Raw genomic sequence first — 17,962 nt, 5'->3', positions numbered from 1 at the left:
ATTTTTAAGGCCGGGCCCAACCCTGCCGGTTTAAGGGTGGCAACTTCCCGGCCAGCGCCCATTTATCCGGAAAAGGTTACTTACCTGGCATTTTGCGTGCAATTGATCGTTATTGATTTGCGTTATTATATGGTAATCAGTTAATTTAGCGACCATAAGCAGCAAAATGACCTGTGCGGCCGTCTTACTCGCAGTCTAAACCTTTATTTACGGAATGCTCGCAGTTACTATACTGGGAAATAATTCAGCGCTACCGGCCTACGACCGGCATCCAACTTCACAACTGGTGACGCTGGACGACCATTTATTCCTGGTAGATTGCGGGGAAGGGACGCAGGTACAGTTATCCAAATACCGCATTCGCTGGGGCCGTATCAACCATATCTTCATTTCGCACCTGCATGGAGACCATTATTTTGGTTTGCCCGGATTCATCAACAGCATGGGGCTGCTGCACCGGGAAAATGACCTGCATTTGTTTGCTCCGGCACCCTTACAAGAAATACTGAACCTGCAATTGAAGGCTGCCGCTACGGTGTTGCCCTATGCGCTGCATTTCCACCCTTTGGAGGGAGAGGGAGTGTTGGTGAAGACGGACCGGTTTAAGGTAACGAGTTTTGCTACCAAGCACCGCATTCCCTGTTGGGGTTTTCGCTTTGACCAGGTAAAAGCTCCCCGGCGTGTAAATCCGGAAAAAGCTATTCAGCATGGTGTGCCCTCTTCTTTTTATGACCGGCTTAAACAAGGAGAGGATTATGAAACGAAGACTGGTGAGCTGATAAAGAATGAACTGGTAACAGACGCGGCGCCGAAACCTCAATCTTACGCTTATAGTGCGGATACGCTTTACGATGAAGAATTAATAGAAAAGGTGCAGGGAGTGGACATGTTGTACCACGAAACTACTTACCTGAAAGACCTGAATGACCGGGCAGCCAGCCGATTCCACTCCACTACTACACAGGCTGCCTGTATTGCCAAAAAGGCCAATGTAGGCCGTTTATTGATCGGCCACTTCAGCTCTAAATATGATAAACTGGATGTATTCCGGGATGAAGCCTGTGAAGTATTTCCGAATACGGATCTTGCGCTTGAGGGGGTGACGTATAAGGTATAGTCCGAAAGTCCGAAAGACGGAAAGATGGAAAGATGGAAGACGGGAAGTCCGGAAGAAAAACGGCAACGCAACTACTGTACTACTTACCGACTTGCAGACTTACTGACTTACGGTATAGTCCGGAAGAAAAAGAAAGGCGCAAAGCCATTTGAGGATGTGCTTCACGCCTTAGCTAACCCATCAATTATTTAATTTCTCAGGTAGTCTTTTACCTGTTCATGCAATGCACTGCTCAAGGGAGTCATGGGCAGGCGCAAATTGTTTTCAATTAATTCCAATTCTGTTAAGAATGCTTTGATACCGGCCGGATTGTTTTCTGCAAACATCAGGTCGTAGGCTTCTATGAGTTGATCATTGAGCTTTTTGGCTGTGGTAAGGTCTTGTTTGAGGGTAAAACGGACCATATCGGTAAACACTCTTGGAAAGGCATTGGCTGCCACGCTGATGACGCCATCCATGCCTGTGGCTACCTGTGGAAAGGTCAGGGCATCATCTCCACTTACTACCAGGAAGTTTTCCGGGCGATCGCGCAGCAGGAGGCTGCACTGGGCCATGTCGCCGCTGGCTTCCTTGATACCTGCTATGTTGGCTACTTCATTGGCCAGGCGCAGGGTAGTGGCAGCGGTCATATTCCTACCTGTTCTGCCGGGTACATTGTATAGCAAGATTGGTTTTGGAGAGGCGGCTGCCAGTAATTTATAATGCTGGAAGATACCTTCCTGTGATGGCTTGTTGTAATAGGGGCTGGCGCTCAGTACGGCTGTTGCTTTGTCGAGGGGAAACTCGCCCAGGTCTTTGATGAGTTCCTGTGTATCGTTGCCACCTATACCTACCACTACGGGCACGCGATTGGCTACCTTATCGTAGGTGTATTGTACGATGGCTATCTTTTCCTTCTTGCTGAGGGTAGGTGTTTCGCCGGTGGTTCCCAGCGTGACTACATATTCAACTCCGCCCTTAATAACAAAGTCGATCACTTTGCCTAATGCTTCATAATCGACCTCATAGTTAGCTTTGAAAGGGGTGACGAGGGCTACGCCTGTGCCTTGTAATGTTTGCCTGAGCGACATTGCTATTGTTGGTTTTTAATTTAATGATCAAATGAAAAATATACTATAAAACAAAAGCCTTCCCGTGACAGGAAGGCTTTAATCTATTTAAGACATACAAATTGTCTTCAACCTTCCCCGTACATGGAGTGTTTCTTGACTTGCTTTGTATGTTTCTTTATTAATTGCATGATGAGTATCAAAAATAATCAGCAAAAGTATTCCGCCCAAATTTTTTCTGAAGGAAACTGCCGGAGGGCTGATAAATTGCTGTTTGAAAAGGCGTTTGCAAAGCAAAAAGGCTCAGCGTAAGGCTGTGCCACGGATCACAATTCGTCGTAGAAGCCCATTTTACCAAACTTCTCAATACGCTTCTGTACGCGCTCTTCGGGTGATAGCCGGCTTAGTTCATTGATGGTATTGATGAGGTAGGGCTTTAACAGGTTGGCAGCCTCTGTATAGTCCCAATGTGCTCCTCCCACTGGTTCGGGGATGATCTCATCGATGAGGCCAAACTGGTGCATATAGTCGGGTGTAAGCTTTAGCTGCTCGGCGGCTTTTTCCTTCTGATCCCAGCTGCGCCACAAGATGGAGCTACAGGATTCGGGGGAGATGACGGTGTACCAGGTATTTTCCAACATGAATACTCTGTCGCCCACACCAATACCCATGGCACCACCAGAAGCACCTTCACCTATGACCACACAAATAACAGGTACTTTGAGGCGCATCATTTCGTAGATATTGCGGGCAATGGCTTCACCTTGTCCTCTTTCTTCTGCTTCGAGGCCGGGATAGGCACCGGGTGTATCTATTAAGGTAATGACGGGCTTGTTGAATTTCTCGGCCAGTTTCATGAGACGGAGGGCTTTGCGGTAGCCTTCGGGATTGGCCATACCAAAGTTGCGCAACTGGCGGGCTTTTGTATTGATCCCCTTTTGCTGTCCGATGACCATGACGGTTTTGCCATCCAGGGAAGCAAAACCACCTACCATGGCTTTGTCATCGCGTACATTGCGGTCGCCAAAAAGCTCTACAAAATCAGTAAAGAGTTTATCTATATACTTAAGGGTGTAGGGGCGGTCGGGGTGGCGGCTTAATTGTACTTTCTGCCAGGGGGTAAGGTTTTGGGTAATGGCCTTGCGGGTTTCAATTACGCGCTCTTCCAGCTTTTTTATGGGGTCGCTCAGGTCAATCTTACTTTTTTCAGCTTTTTGTTTCAGTCCTTCAATGTCGTCAAACAGCTCCTTGATGGGTTTTTCAAATTCGAGAAATTGGCGGTTTTTATCTTGCGGCATATTTTAGAAAATATAAAGCTGTAAAATTAAGGGTTGAGGGCTTTTTTAACGAAAGTTTCTGCGTAATGCTTCCTTATGGCCAGTAAAAAGCCTGCCCCGGAATAATTTGGGCAGGCCGATAAAGCGAAATTATAGATAATAAATTGTAAGCTATTGATTATTAATAGGCTTATTTGGCTTTGGGACGGGGTTTGCCAGTGTAAGGTTTAAGAATAACGAGGGATTCTTCTCCATCTTTATACATGGCGTCGTACTGTGGTGAGGTGTACAGACTCACCTGAACATAGTGTTTACCATAATTGACAGCATTATTGGCGAGCCTGCTTTCGTCATATAATACAAAATCTTCGGGCTTGTAATTGGCCAATTCTGCATTATCAACGCGTTTACTACCTATCCACACACCGTACATTTTGGGGTCGCTCCATCTTTGCAGGTCAGCGGCGGTGGGTGATTTTTTAGGGCGTGGTTTAATGAACATGAGCATGGGGTATTGCTTTCTTTGTTCTGCGTTCATGGCACTGTACAAGGTCTTCAGCTGCTTTCTTTGTTCTGCAGAAAATTTATAAATGATGGATTTTCCACTGGTGTCGGCAGACTTGCCGAGGATACTTTTGAATTCATCCAATTGTTCGGGTGAAGCGCCTGGGCCGAGGGGCAAAGCGAAAGATACTATTCGGGGGACAGTTGTATCTGCCTCTTGTCGCTTCTTTTCAGGCGAGGTGGTAGGCTGGGGCTTCTTTTCGGGTGCGTTTTTGGTCTGCGCGTAGGTTCTTCCGCTGAACAGAAAAACGGCTACCAGGAACAGGGGCAGTAAGGCCAGTTGAAGGCAGGTGATGCGGGTGGGGTTGGAGGATCGGGTCATCATGGTCAATCTTTTTTTGGTGATGAAATAATTGAAAGAGCTGGTCAGGGGGATGATTTGGCGTTGCTGTATTTTATCGAGCAGCAGGTGCTGGTAGCTGCGGATATCGCCATGTGTTTTGATGACGGTATCATCGGCCTGAAGCTCATGATTGAGCTGAATGGCTTTTTTATAAAAGATGAGGGAAGGGTTGAGCCAGCAAAAGACCTGCAGTAGTTCGATGAACAGGATATCCCAGGAATGTTTTTGTCGTACGTGTGATAATTCGTGGGTGAGTAAGGCATTGCGGGTAGGGGGATCGTTGTAATCTGCCTGGCTCATAAAAACATAGTGCAGAAAGGAATGGACGGGCATATCGTTGTTGACGAGGATGAGCTGTGCCTGTTGGTAAGGGAGGATAGGGTTGCCTGCCATTGCGCTGCGGATGCGGACGAGGTTACGGATAAAACGGATCAATAAGAAGAGGGTGATCAGTGCATATATTATTATGGCCAGGAATGAAAGGGAGATGGCATTTGGGGGAGGGGCCGGTGATCCGGTGATCGCCTGTGGTTGTGCCTGGGCTTCGGGTTCCAATGGGATGATGACAGGGAGGTAGAGGTCTTCGATTATTGCCGGGGCCTGTTGTGTGATCTGGAAGGACAGGAGGGGAACCAGCAGGGAAAAGAGGATGCTGAATAAAAGATAGAACCTGTTGAATGCATACATTTTTTCACGCTGCAGGAGTAGTCGATACACCAGCAGGAGCAACATGGAGCAGACGGCGGATTTAATGATGTAGGTTATCATTTCTTCTTTTTTTCAATTTCCTGGTCAATGATCTTTCTTAATTCTTCCAGTTCCTTTGCCGAGAGTTTGGTTGATTTGGTGAAGAAAGAAGCAAACTGCAGGGCGGAGTCATTAAAGAAATTTTTGATCATGCCATTGACATGTTTTGAAAAATAATCGGCTTTTTTGACCAAGGGGTAGTACTGACGGGAATTGCCGAAAAGTTTGTGGTCTACAAAACCTTTATCCTGCATTCTTTTGAGCAGGGTGACGACGGTGGTGGTGGCAGGTTTGGGATCGGGGAAGGCCTCGATCAGGTCTTTCAGAAAGGCCTTTTCCAATTGCCAGAGGTATTCCATTAACTGTTCTTCTGCTTTGGTCAGTTGCATGCTCTACATGTTTAGATGTTGCTCTACAAATGTAGAGTAATTGGTGAAGTGAGCAAATCTTTTTTAGCAGAGGGCCTGGAATCGTGGTACTGTTTATTTTAAAAACGGGTTAATCCAATGATATTGAATGTGTTTATTAGCCCAGGATTTTTATATTTACAGTTACTTAAAATGTATTGCACCTATGATAATAAACAGCCTATTTAAAAAAGGAGTTTCTGTTGGTTTGCTGATCCTACTGGTAGCCGGTGCTTTTGGCGCCACGGTTGATACGGTGACCACTTTCAGTGGGTCGATGAAGAAAGATATTAAGGCGGTGGTGGTAAAGCCTGCTTCCTATGATAAAAGTAAAAGTTACCCGGTGGTATACCTGCTGCATGGGTACAGTGATAATTACGCTGGCTGGGTGAAGAAAGTAAAGGGGGTGTCTGCTGCTGCAGATCTGTATAATATGATCATCGTGTGTCCGGATGGTAATTTCAGCAGCTGGTATTTTGATAGCCCGATCGACAGCTCGTGGAAATATGAAACATATGTATCGAAGGAACTGGTGAGCTGGGTTGACGATCATTATAGTACGATCAAAAACAGAACAGGCAGGGCTATTACGGGTCTTAGTATGGGAGGGCATGGGGCGTTGTACCTGGCCTTTCGCCACCAGGATGTATTTGGCGCGGCGGGCAGCATGAGCGGCGGCGTAGACTTGCGGCCTTTTCCCTTGAACTGGGATATTGCCAAACGTATTGGTAGTTATAAAGATCATCCTGAGCAATGGGAGCAGAACAGTGTGATCAATCTTACGCACTTACTGACGAAGGAATCATTGGCATTGATCATCGATTGTGGAACAAGTGATTTCTTTTATGTGGTGAATGTGAACCTGCATGAGAAATTGCTGGAGCGAAATATTCCGCATGATTTTATTTCGCGGCCGGGGGCGCATAACTGGGAGTACTGGGATAACTCGGTGGGGTATCAGTTGTTGTTTATGAGTAGGTACTTTAAGAGGTAATTTGTCACTTTCTTTGCCTTGATGCAAAGAAAGTAACCAAAGAAAAATCAAGCCAGGCCCGATCCCTCCGGGCGGCCTGGCGAGCCTGCTCCTCCCCAGGTTATACAGCTTGATTAACTACAGGCGGCCATAGCCTTAAATCGATGAGTAAGGGTAAGCGGTTAGTTATAAAAAGAGTTGGGTCTCCTTTGTAGGGAGACCCAACTCTTTTATCTATTATCGGTAAATACCTTGTAGCCTAGAACTTGCGGCTCATTGCCGGAAGCTTTTTGGTTGCTTAGAAACCTTGCAAGGGCCAGGTATTGTTCTTACTATTTACATCGGGTAAGGTGTTGTCGGGATCGAGGGTCACTTTCTGGAGTTTTGAAGTAGACTTGTAGGCAAACTTCCAAACGCTTCCATGCTGCCATACTTCAACGGGCAGTTTTACACGATCCTTCTTTCCATTTTCTTCTGTTACTTCCACTACCACGGGCATGGGCAGTTTTTCGAGGTTGGCAATGGTGATGATGCTTCCTTTGGTGGCATCATCCTGGATATAGGCTACATCCTGTACGGCCTGGTCTATCTTCCAGTTTTCGAGGAACCAACCTCTCCAGAACCAGTCGAGTGTTTCTCCGGCATAGTTCTCTATGCAATGGAAGAAATCGTATGGTGTGGGGTGTTTGAAGGCCCATTTGTGTACATAATAGCGGAAGGCGCTATCAAAGCGATCCTGGCCCAATACGTTCTCGCGGAGTAATTGCAATCCAAAGCCGGGTTTGCGGTAAGCGATGGTACCGAGGTTGGCAGGATTGGTAACATCAGGTACAGTAGAAATGCTCTCGGAGTTAGCTCCAAAGAAGGCACCGATAAAGTTACGGGCATTCATGGCGCGGTTGCCTGCATACTCACCATTGTTGAATTTCTTTTCGGCGAGGGTATTGATGAATGTATTGAAGCCTTCATCCATCCAGGGGAATTTTCTTTCGTTGCTGCCTACGATCATGGGGAACCAGTTGTGCCCAAATTCGTGGGAGGTAACGCCCCATAAGCCGCCTTTCTTTGCACGAGCACCGCAAAATACGATACCGGGATATTCCATACCACCTACGATACCGGCTACGTTGACAGCCATGGGATAGGAGTAGGGGTAGAGGTAATCGGAGTAAAATTCGATGGCTCCTTTTACATATTCGGTAGAGCGGCTCCAGGCTGTATCCTGTGCTACTTCTGCGGGATAAGCAGACATAGCGAGTGATTTTTTACCACCGGGCAGGTTCATACGGGCAGCGTCCCATACGAAGGAGGTAGAGCTGGCCCAGGCTACATCGCGTGTATTGATACACTTGAATTTCCAGGTGAGTGTTTTGGTAGCGGACGGGCGGGTGGCGGGGTTGGTCACTTCATCAGCAGAACGGAGTAAAACGGTCTTGTCGCTATTTTTAGCGGCATTCCAACGTTTGAGTTGTTCTGCTGTGAGTACTTCTGTGGGGTTGAGCAATTCGCCGGAACCTACTACAATGTGATTGGAAGGGACGGTGATGTTGTAGGTGATATCGCCATACTCGAGGTAGAACTCGCCCTGGCCCAGGTAGGGAAGGGTGTTCCAACCTTGTACGTTATCATATACGCACATGCGGGGGAACCATTGTGCTATTTCATAGATCCAACCATTTTTGGTATTGAGGCGGCCCATACGGTCTGTTCCATATTCTGGCACAGTAAATTCGTAGGTGATCTTTAGCTGGGTGCTTCCGCCACTGCCTTTCACTGCTTTGGGCAGTTTGATCTGCATGCGGGTATCTACTACTTCATATTTTACGGGTACTGCTTTTCCATTCTCGATGAGGGAGACAGATTGAATACCGTAGCCACCATCGAAAGCGTTGCGGTTGGCCCAGCGGCCACCACCGACAGCAGTAGCTGCCACGCCTCTTGATTCGAGGCTGTAAATATTCTGGTCGAGCTGCAGCCACAGGAAGGGTAATGACTGAGGGCTGTTGTTGGTATAAGTGATCTGAACGCTGCCTGCCACGTGGTGTTTGGCATCGTCCAGTGCTGCCTCGATCTTATAATCGGCTTTGTTTTGCCAGTATTTAGGTCCGGGGGTGCCATCGGCGGCCCTTACTTCATCGCCATAGGCGGGATAGAAGAATGGGGCGAATGCTTCGTGCTGGTCGTACACGGATGTGGTTTGCGCAGCAGCCTGAAGTCCCATAACTATCAGACAGCTACTGAGGAGCCTTTTGGATGAAAAAATCATGATGAAAACGGTTGATTTTAATGAAAGAAAAACTAAATATAGGAAAATGGAGCTAAGCGGGGAAGGAGATAAGGAGGAATGGAGGTTAAGCGGGGGTTAAGGGGGGAGGAGGCATTGAGGCAACAAGGCAACGGAGGAATACAAATACAGCAGCAAGGAGGAAGGAGGCAGGTGGAGGCCGAAATGCTGATGTCAATGAATAGTTATAATTTGCAGCCGGATATGTCATTATACATTACCTCATTGAATTCGGGGAGCAATGGGAATTGCTACTACATCGGTAACGATGAGGAGGGGATCTTTGTGGATGCGGGGATCTCGTGCCGGGAGACGGAAAAGCGGATGAAACGGCTGGGATTGTCGATGGACAAGGTAAAGGCGATCTTCGTATCGCACGAGCATTCGGACCATATATCAGGTATTCCTGTGCTGGCCAAAAAGTACCGGTTGCCGGTTTATATTACGGAAGGAACGCTACGGCATGGCCGGATGGACCTGGCGCGGGAGCTGGTCATTCCTTTTGCCGCTTATGAAGCGGTGCGCATCGGCGGTATATCTGTAACGGCTTTTCCCAAGTTTCATGATGCTTCTGATCCTCATAGCTTCATTGTAGCATCGTCTACGGTGCGGGTGGGGGTATTTACTGATATAGGTAAGGCATGTGCGCATGTGATCAATCATTTTCAGCATTGTCATGCGGCTTTCCTGGAAACGAATTATGATGAGGAGATGCTGATGAATGGCCGGTATCCGGCATCTTTGAAAAACCGGATCAAGGGCGGGCATGGGCATTTGTCGAATGCGCAGGCGCTGGAATTGTTTAAGCTGTACCGGCCTTCCTTTATGAGTCACCTGTTGCTGGCGCACTTGTCGAAGGATAATAATAACCCGCAGCTGGTGAAGGACCTGTTTGACCAGCATACGAGCAATACATCTATTGTGGTAGCCTCGCGGTTTGAGGAAACGGCGGTCTATCATATTCAATCTTCGGGGGAAATGCTGGGGGAGATAAAAAGACCTGTAGAGCCGGTAGCACCGGCATTCGTTCTTTCGAAGCCCAAGCGGCGGCCTAATGACCAGCAATTGTCGTTGTTTTAGTGCGTGGGGAAGGGGAGGGAAATCGGCTTTCCGGTCGTCGTGAGAAAAAAAGAAAATAAAGTTCAGGAAATCTGGTTTTTTTGTTGGTTGAAATTAAAAAACTGCTATCTTTGCCATCCCAAAAACGATAGAACGGTCGGTAGAAGGGACTGGTTATTAAGAGGTTGGAGGTTAAAAGTGGTGATACGGGTTCGAATCCCGTATACGGTAAGAAGAGAAGCTCTTAAGCGATGATTCGCTCAACATATTGGATCGGTAGTTCAGTTGGTTAGAATGCCGCCCTGTCATCCCCACAGCAGTGTGGGGACGGGTTCAAGTCTCGCCGGTCCGCAAACAAAGTTCTTAAGCGATTGATCGCTCAACATATTGGATCGGTAGTTCAGTTGGTTAGAATGCCGCCCTGTCACGGCGGAGGTCGCGGGTTCGAGTCCCGTCCGGTCCGCAAAGGCTCTGAAGAAATTCGGAGCTTTTTGCATTTATGGCCTTCTACGTTTATATCATTCAAAGTAAGGTTGACGAAAGCTTCTACAAAGGGTTTTCTGAAGACCCTCTTAAACGGCTGTTACAGCACAATGCCGGAGAGACTTCCAGTACACGATACTTAGCACCCTGGAAATTGGTTTATGTTGAAGCAATGGCTTCCAAAACTGAGGCATTGATCCGGGAAAAAAATCTGAAGAAGGCGACCAGGGAAAGGATTTATGCGTTGCTTACACATTCCAAAAATATTGTGGCTCAATTCACCGGGGGAAACTGATCGATAGATCAGTTGGTCAGCATGCCGCCCTGTCATCCCCACAGCAGTGTGGGGACGGGTTCGAGTCCCGTCCGGTCCGCAAAGGCTCTGAAGAAATTCGGAGCCTTTTGCATTTATGTCCTTCTATGTTTATATCATTCAAAGTAAGGTTGATGAAAGCTTCTACAAGGGGTTTTCTGAAGACCCTCTTAAACGGCTGTTACAGCACAATGCCGGAGAGACTTTAAGCACACGGTTTTTGATTCCCTGGAAACTGGTTTACGTTGAACAAATGGCCTCCAAAACTGAGGCATTGATCCGGGAAAAAAATCTCAAGAAAGCCACCAGGGAAAGGATTCATGCCTTGCTTACACATCCCAAGAATATAGTAATTCAATTTATCCGGGAAGGGGATCTGTAGTTCAGTTGATTGTTGTGCCGCCCTGTCATCCCCACAGCAGTGTGGGGACGGGTTCGAGTCCCGTCCGGTCCGCAAAGGCTCTGAAGAAATTCGGAGCCTTTTGCATTTATGGCCTTCTACGTTTATATCATTCAGAGTACGGTTGATGAAAGCTTCTACAAAGGCTTTTCAGAAGACCCGTTTAAACGCCTCTTACAACATAATGCCGGAGAAACTTTAAGCACACGGTTTTTGATTCCCTGGAAACTGGTTTACGTTGAACAAATGGCCTCCAAAACTGAGGCATTGATCCGGGAAAAAAATCTGAAGAAGGCGACCAGGGAAAGGATTTATGCGTTGCTTACACATTCCAAGAATATAGTAATTCAATTTATCCGGGAAGGGGATCTGTAGTTCAGTTGATTGTTGTGCCGCCCTGTCATCCCCACAGCAGTGTGGGGACGGGTTCGAGTCCCGTCCGGTCCGCAAAGGCTCTGAAGAAATTCGGAGCCTTTTGCATTTATGTCCTTCTATGTTTATATCATTCAAAGTACGGTTGATGAAAGCTTCTACAAAGGCTTTTCAGAAGACCCGTTTAAACGCCTCTTACAACATAATGCCGGAGAAACTTTAAGCACACGGTTTTTGATTCCCTGGAAACTGGTTTACGTTGAACAAATGGCCTCCAAAACTGAGGCATTGATCCGGGAAAAAAATCTGAAGAAGGCGACCAGGGAAAGGATTTATGCGTTGCTTACACATTCCAAAAATATTGTGGCTCAATTCACCGGGGGAAACTGATCGGTAGATCAGTTGGTCAGCATGCCGCCCTGTCATCCCCACAGCAGTGTGGGGACGGGTTCGAGTCCCGTCCGGTCCGCAAGAAGCCTCACAGTAATGTGAGGCTTTTTTGTTTTAAGTCATTCCTCATTACACCCAGCATGCTTCAGCCTGAGGCAGACATTTAATTGACAGTAAGATTGGTTGATGGATTTTAACGGATCATTCTTTTAGGTGCTGCAAAAAAGACTAACGACTCAAATTTTCGATAAACAGTATTGTTTTGTTACCCAATACCATTTGCCCTGGTTATTGGCTTTATTTCCTGCAACAAGGGTTTTGAGCGATTGGCTGGCGAACAGGTCAGGCGAATGGCTAATTTGGCTGGCTGTTGCGGGTGCCTCTAGGTTTAGGAGTACTTATATAATTATTCATCTTAAACTGTTTTTATGACTAAGCTGCTGATATTGACGACTGCCCTTATTTTAACTGTATTTGCCAGTTCGGTAGTTGGCCGCAAGGCGGGGCAAGGGCAACAGGATTTTATACCGGGAGTTACATTACCCAATTCGGCTAAATAGTACCGCTTGTGTATTGATGCAATCGATGGCGCATATTGCCAGCGGGGCATGATTTAGTATTTAACTTTACGTCCATGCCATTTTAAACAACTGGCGATGGATCATGATATATATTTTCCGGACCTCTCTACTCCCGGTACTACTGGTACTGTTACTGGTATCTATTGACTATGCTGCTACAGGTCAAGCACCCAAAAAGGTGACGGGCGATTCGCAGCAGGATACTGCCAGGATGATCAGTGCCCAAAAGCTCAATTCCACCACGGTGGACATCCTCTACTCCAACGGGCAACACCTGTTGCTGGATTTCTATGGAGATCATATCTTCCGGCTACTATATGATAGTGTGGGGAAGGGGTTCCGTGAACCACAGGCCAGCCCGCCGGCAAACATGCTGGTGGACAACCCACGCAAGCCGGTCTCCGCCTTAAGCATCAATAATAACGGAAACAAAACGATGATCAACAGTGGCAAGATCACTGTTGAGTTGAAGAAGGCTTCGTTTGGGCTAAGCATCCTGAACAAGGAGGGTAAAAAAGTAGTTGAAATAATAGACGCTGTTCAACTTGGCAGGAAGCAGGTAACGCTGCGGTTGAAAGAAAACGGGCAGGAATATTTTTATGGAGGTGGTGTGCAGAATGGCCGGTTTTCGCATAAAGGGAAAAGTATTGCGATCGAAAACCAGAACAGCTGGACGGATGGCGGGGTAGCTTCTCCCACTCCTTTTTACTGGTCGACGAATGGATATGGGTTTATGTGGTACACGTTTAAAAAGGGGAAGTATGATTTTGGAGCGAAAGAAAAGGGGGTTGTTAATCTTTCGCATGAGACGGACTATGTAGATGTGTTTTTTATGGTGGATGGGGGACCGGTGTCGTTGCTCAATGACTTTTACCAACTGACAGGCAACCCGGTATTGATACCTAAGTTTGGGTTGTATGAAGGGCAGCTGAATGCGTATAACCGGGATTACTGGAAGGCTGACAGCACGGGTATCTTGTTTGAAGATGGCAAGCGTTATAAAGAAAGTCAGAAAGACAACGGGGGTATCAAGGAATCGCTGAACGGAGAAAAGAACAATTACCAGTTCTCGGCCAGGGCGGTGATCGACCGTTATAAAGCGCATGACATGCCCTTTGGCTGGATACTGCCCAATGACGGTTATGGCGCGGGCTATGGACAGACTGGTACATTGGACAGCAATATGCTTAACCTGCAATCATTTGGGGATTATGCGCGGCAGCAGGGTGTGCAGATCGGGTTATGGACGCAATCGGACCTGCATCCGAAAGAAGGGATCAGTGCCTTGTTGCAACGAGATATTGTGAAGGAGGTAGGTGTAGCAGGTGTGCGGGTATTGAAAACGGATGTGGCCTGGGTAGGCCGGGGTTATTCGTTTGGCCTGAATGGTGTGGCGGATGCAGCGCATATTATGCCGCAGTATGGGAATGGTGCGCGGCCCTTTATTATTTCGCTGGACGGGTGGGCAGGCACACAACGGTATGCTACGATATGGACGGGAGATCAAACAGGGGGTGTGTGGGAGTATATACGTTTTCATATTCCTACTTACCTGGGAACGGGTTTGTCGGGACAACCGAATATCACTTCTGATATGGATGGCATATTTGGCGGTAAGAACGCTACGGTGAATATGCGTGATTTTCAGTGGAAGGCCTTTACGCCGATGCAACTGAACATGGACGGCTGGGGCGCCAATGAAAAATACCCGCAGGCATTGGGCGAACCGGCTACGTCTATTAACCGTACGTACCTGAAATTAAAATCTGCGCTGGTTCCCTATAGCTATAGCATTGCGCATGAAGCGGTGACGGGGCTGCCCATCATGCGTGCACTGTTTTTGGCATATCCGAATAGTTATACGCTGGGGAAATCTACTCAATACGAATATTTATATGGCCCCTGGTTCCTGGTAGCGCCGATCTATAAAGAAACGAAGGCGGATGGGGCTGGTAATGATGTGCGTCATGGCATTTATTTGCCCAAGGGGCAGTGGGTGGATTATTTTTCGGGTGATCTGTATGAAGGGGACCGGATCATCAATGATTTTGATGCGCCGATCTGGAAATTGCCGGTGTTTGTGAAGCGGGGTGCTATCATTCCTATGACGCGGGCTCATAACCAGGTATCGAAGATGGATAAGGGACTGCGGATATATGAAGTGTACCCGGCAGGGAAGAGTTCTTTTACGGAATATGATGACGATGGATTGACGGAGGCTTATAAAAACGGGAAGGGGACTACTACACTCATTGAATCTTCGGCAGCGGGCAATGTAGTGATGGTTACTGTGCATCCGACAAAAGGCAGCTTCGATGGATTTGAGAAAAATAAGGTGACGGAGTTTCGTATCAACGTAACGCAGGCGCCTACTGGTGTGCAAGTGGCGACAGGGGGGAAGAAGATGGGCTTAACAAAGGTGAACTCCTATGCGGATTTTCTGCATGGTACGAATGTGTATTTCTACAACGCGGCGCCCAACCTGAACGAGTTTGCCACGAAGGGGAGCGGCTTTGAAAAGGTAGTAATTACCAAGAACCCGCAATTGCTGGTAAAAGCAGGGGCAACAGATATTACGGTAAATGGTGTTGTGCTGACTGTAACGGGATTCGGTTTTTCACCCAAGGATCATTTGCGTACATCAACGGGTGCTTTGGCAGGGCCGGCTCAGGCGCAGGTACCGGATTCCAACTCGCAGGCTTATAGCTTACGGCCCAGCTGGCGCAGGGACGGGAAAGCCAATTATTATGAAATCGCTTTTAATGGCCAACTCTATAGTACGATCAGGGATACCAGTTTCCTGTTTGAAGACCTGGTGCCTGAAACGACGTATACATTTAAGCTGCGTTCGGTAAACAAGACAGGGGCTTCGGCCTGGGTATCTTTTACGGGCAAAACAAAAGTGAATCCGCTGGAATTTGCAATCAAAAATATAAAGGCAACATGCTCGGTGGATGCTGAGGAAGGAACGGAAATTTCGAACCTGTTTGATTTTGATGAGAGCAATATGTGGCATACGGCGTGGGGTACGAAGGCGGTACCTTTTACGCTTACGATGGACCTGCAATCGGTGAACGAACTGGAGAAGCTGCAGTACCTGCCGCGCGACAGGGGCAATGGTATCTTATTGAAAGGAACGATCGCTTACAGTGAAGATAAAGTGAACTGGTCGGCAGGGCAACCATTTGAATGGGGCAGGAATGGGAGTGTGAAGGAGTTTGTATTCAACCATCATCCGATGGTGCGGTATATCAGGATTGCGGTCAGTGATGCGGTGGGGGGCTTTGGTTCGGGCAGGGAGTTGTATGTGTACAAGGTGGCTGGTTCGGCCAGTTTTATTCCCGGGGATATCAACCATGATAACAAGATCGATCATAATGACCTGACATCTTATTATAATTATACAGGTTTGCGTAAGGGGGATGGTGATTTTGAAGGGTATGTAAGTAAAGGAGACGTGAACAAAAATGACCTGATAGATGCCTATGATATTTCTACGGTAGCCACGCGGCTTGGTGAGGGGGACCCAAGTGATGAAAAAGATAGTTTGGCGGGCAGGCTGGAGATCAGGGCGGATAAAACAACTTATAACAAAGATGAGGTAGTTGAAATAACGGTAAAAGGGATTGGGCTGCATTCGGTGAACGGGCTGAGTTTTGCGTTGCCTTATAACGCGCAGGACCTGGAATTGGTGGGGGTTGTACCACGTAATATGGGACATATGCAGAACATGACGAATGACCGGCTGCACAGCAATGGTAAGAAAGCCTTGTATGCTACGTTTGTGAATGTGGGCAATGAGGCACCGTTGGAGGGCAGCAATGATCTGTTTGTTATCAGGCTGAAGGCGAAACGACAGGTGGAGCTGGATCTGAAGGTGCAGGATGGGCTGCTGGTAGACAGGGAATTGAATGTAATAAAGTTTTGAAGTCAATATTGGATTAAAGACAGCGGGCCGTTCCTGGAGTGGAACGGCCCGCTGTGTTGATATAAGGTTGTTGAATGAAGGTGACATGATTTGGGTCAGGGTGAGCCGCCCTTGGAGGGCGACCCACCCTTTGATTGACTCCCTGGCATGTTTTTCTCTCAGGTGGCATGAATTGGATCGGGGTGAGCCGCCTTTGGAGGGTGAGCCGCCCTTGGAGGGTGACCCACCCTTTGATTGACTCCCTGGCATGTTTTTCTCTCAGGTGACATGAATTGGATCGGGGTGAGCCGCCTTTGGAGGGTGAGCCGCTCTTGGAGGGTGAGCCGCCCTAAAAGGGCGATCCACCCTTTGGCAGGATCAGTTTGGTGGATCGGGTGGGGTGTTGGTATTGTTGTCGCGCTCCACGAAGGGATAAGGCATATAGTTGCGCTTGCGCTCAGCCAGGGGGCGCTCGAGGCGGCGCTGGTCCTGCAGGCGCAACCCAGACATATAGAGCTCGATACTGCGGTTGCGGTATATCTGCTCGAGGAGGGCTGGCTGTGTAACAGCACCTGCATAGGGAGGCTGATCGGCGCCTACGCCAAAGGGATCGTCGGCGGGTTTTTTGGTGAGTACCTGGTTGAGGAAAATGATGGTATTGGGCAGGTTGTTTTGCCGTGCGGATACTTCTGCTTTGATGAGTGTCATCTCGCCGGGGAGGTAGAGTGGCCAGGCAGATGAAGAGGTGGCACCGAATCCTTTGATCTTGAAACGCTGTGCAGAAGGCGGATCTACGACAATATAGAAAGGTACGCGCTTATCGGTGAGGCTGGGTGCGATGGAAGGCGGCAATCCCATGGTAGAATCGATGGGCTGGTACACATTGTTGGTAGAGGTAGCGGTCTCCCAGATGGGATTGAGTGTAACGGCGTCGAAATTGAAGGTTGATTTTTTGGTAAGGTCAACGGCATTGGCCTCGGTGAGGGCCAGGGCCCAATTGCCTGCATTCAATGCGTACCTTGCTTTCAACGCGTGTATGGTATTGACGATATCGATGCCTGCCGGAACATTGGCCAGAAACTGGGTGCTGATGGGATTGGCTGCGATCACATTCAGGGCATTGTCGAGCACGCCGATGGCTTTGTTATACGCTTCGGCAGCGGTGATAAAAGTTACACTGTTCCCAATGGTACTAATGGAATCAGGTACATGGTCCCAATTCATGGCGAGGTTGCCGAGTGCCAGGGCTTTGAAAATACTGGCGTAAGCGATCAACCCGCTGGCGTAGCCTTTATCGACGAGGGCCGGTGCATTCCTGAGTACGTTGTTGGCATCGAAGATGAGTTTGTTGCTACCTGTCCATAACCCTGCCAGGATGGTGTTGGTACCATCAACGGCGGTGCCTCCCTGGAATAACTGGTATTCGGCGGTATTGCCCTGGTTGATGATGTTGAGTTGCCTGGTCACAAACCCATCGGTGGTTATCTGGTTGTAGAGGGAGCTGGCGCGCTGGAAGGTATATACCCTATGCAAACCTACCACCACGCCGGTGAGACCACGTGCGGTGGTCAATGCATTATCGGGGGGCACTTTGGAAGGATCGGTATAATTCTTCTTACATCCCACACCCTGTATGAGGACCAGGGCCAGCAGGAAGGCGGATGATAATTTTATATTGATCAGTTTCATACAATCA

Annotated in this window: 15 protein-coding genes and 1 tRNA gene; 10 read left to right on the top strand and 6 right to left on the bottom strand. The window is 48.0% G+C overall.

Annotation, left to right across the window (positions count from 1 at the left end; genetic code table 11):
* Positions 1-214 precede the first annotated feature (214 nt).
* The gene (locus D3H65_RS16075) at positions 215-1,117 is read left to right on the top strand and encodes a ribonuclease Z (RefSeq protein ID WP_119051289.1); all 903 of its coding nucleotides are present in this window, start codon (positions 215-217) and stop codon (positions 1,115-1,117) included.
* 188 nt (positions 1,118-1,305) lie between these two features.
* On the opposite strand, the gene dapA is transcribed toward D3H65_RS16075, so the two are convergent.
* From dapA to D3H65_RS16055, 4 genes are all read right to left on the bottom strand, one after another.
* Positions 1,306-2,187, bottom strand: a complete 882-nt coding sequence (gene dapA / locus D3H65_RS16070) for a 4-hydroxy-tetrahydrodipicolinate synthase (protein WP_119051288.1) — start codon at positions 2,185-2,187, stop codon at positions 1,306-1,308.
* 305 nt (positions 2,188-2,492) lie between these two features.
* Positions 2,493-3,464, bottom strand: coding sequence for an acetyl-CoA carboxylase carboxyltransferase subunit alpha (locus D3H65_RS16065; protein WP_119051287.1), 972 nt, complete (start codon positions 3,462-3,464; stop codon positions 2,493-2,495).
* Between the two features lie 169 nt (positions 3,465-3,633).
* Positions 3,634-5,118 carry a M56 family metallopeptidase gene (locus tag D3H65_RS16060; RefSeq protein WP_119051286.1) on the bottom strand — a complete coding sequence of 495 codons (1,485 nt, stop codon included), beginning with the start codon at positions 5,116-5,118 and terminating at the stop codon, positions 3,634-3,636.
* Complete coding sequence (locus tag D3H65_RS16055) at positions 5,115-5,486, bottom strand: BlaI/MecI/CopY family transcriptional regulator (protein ID WP_119051285.1); 372 nt, start codon at positions 5,484-5,486, stop codon at positions 5,115-5,117. The genes D3H65_RS16060 and D3H65_RS16055 overlap by 4 nt, the downstream gene beginning before the upstream one ends.
* A gap of 184 nt (positions 5,487-5,670) precedes the next feature.
* Here D3H65_RS16055 and D3H65_RS16050 point away from each other — a divergent pair, with 184 nt between their 5' ends.
* Positions 5,671-6,498 (top strand): alpha/beta hydrolase, encoded by an 828-nt coding sequence (locus D3H65_RS16050; RefSeq protein ID WP_119054537.1) that lies wholly within the window; start codon positions 5,671-5,673, stop codon positions 6,496-6,498.
* Positions 6,499-6,775: 277 nt separating this feature from the next.
* Here the strand turns inward: D3H65_RS16050 and D3H65_RS16045 are convergent, their stop codons facing one another.
* Positions 6,776-8,698: a M1 family metallopeptidase gene (locus D3H65_RS16045; RefSeq protein WP_211345501.1), complete on the bottom strand. Its 1,923-nt coding sequence runs from the start codon at positions 8,696-8,698 to the stop codon at positions 6,776-6,778.
* A 267-nt stretch (positions 8,699-8,965) separates the two neighbouring features.
* Here D3H65_RS16045 and D3H65_RS16040 point away from each other — a divergent pair, with 267 nt between their 5' ends.
* From D3H65_RS16040 to D3H65_RS16010, 8 genes are all read left to right on the top strand, one after another.
* On the top strand, positions 8,966-9,841 hold the full coding sequence (locus D3H65_RS16040; protein ID WP_119054536.1) for an MBL fold metallo-hydrolase: 876 nt from the start codon (positions 8,966-8,968) through the stop codon (positions 9,839-9,841).
* Between the two features lie 368 nt (positions 9,842-10,209).
* A tRNA-Asp gene (locus D3H65_RS16035) sits at positions 10,210-10,283 on the top strand.
* 36 nt (positions 10,284-10,319) lie between these two features.
* Complete coding sequence (locus D3H65_RS33560; RefSeq protein WP_119051283.1) at positions 10,320-10,598, top strand: GIY-YIG nuclease family protein; 279 nt, start codon at positions 10,320-10,322, stop codon at positions 10,596-10,598.
* 115 nt (positions 10,599-10,713) lie between these two features.
* Complete coding sequence (locus D3H65_RS33555) at positions 10,714-10,998, top strand: GIY-YIG nuclease family protein (protein ID WP_119051282.1); 285 nt, start codon at positions 10,714-10,716, stop codon at positions 10,996-10,998.
* 108 nt (positions 10,999-11,106) lie between these two features.
* Positions 11,107-11,391 (top strand): GIY-YIG nuclease family protein, encoded by a 285-nt coding sequence (locus D3H65_RS33550; protein ID WP_119051281.1) that lies wholly within the window; start codon positions 11,107-11,109, stop codon positions 11,389-11,391.
* A 108-nt stretch (positions 11,392-11,499) separates the two neighbouring features.
* Positions 11,500-11,778 carry a GIY-YIG nuclease family protein gene (locus D3H65_RS33545; RefSeq protein ID WP_119051280.1) on the top strand — a complete coding sequence of 93 codons (279 nt, stop codon included), beginning with the start codon at positions 11,500-11,502 and terminating at the stop codon, positions 11,776-11,778.
* A 428-nt stretch (positions 11,779-12,206) separates the two neighbouring features.
* A complete protein-coding gene (locus D3H65_RS33420; RefSeq protein WP_262707684.1) occupies positions 12,207-12,338 on the top strand; it encodes a hypothetical protein in 132 nt (43 codons plus the stop codon).
* Positions 12,339-12,441: 103 nt separating this feature from the next.
* Positions 12,442-16,287 carry a TIM-barrel domain-containing protein gene (locus D3H65_RS16010; RefSeq protein ID WP_119051279.1) on the top strand — a complete coding sequence of 1,282 codons (3,846 nt, stop codon included), beginning with the start codon at positions 12,442-12,444 and terminating at the stop codon, positions 16,285-16,287.
* 357 nt (positions 16,288-16,644) lie between these two features.
* Here the strand turns inward: D3H65_RS16010 and D3H65_RS16005 are convergent, their stop codons facing one another.
* A complete protein-coding gene (locus tag D3H65_RS16005; RefSeq protein ID WP_119051278.1) occupies positions 16,645-17,955 on the bottom strand; it encodes a RagB/SusD family nutrient uptake outer membrane protein in 1,311 nt (436 codons plus the stop codon).
* Positions 17,956-17,962 lie beyond the last annotated feature (7 nt).

It is taken from the genome of Paraflavitalea soli (genome assembly GCF_003555545.1).
GTDB lineage: Bacteria > Bacteroidota > Bacteroidia > Chitinophagales > Chitinophagaceae > Paraflavitalea > Paraflavitalea soli.
This window is presented reverse-complemented; position numbering and strand designations above follow the sequence as displayed.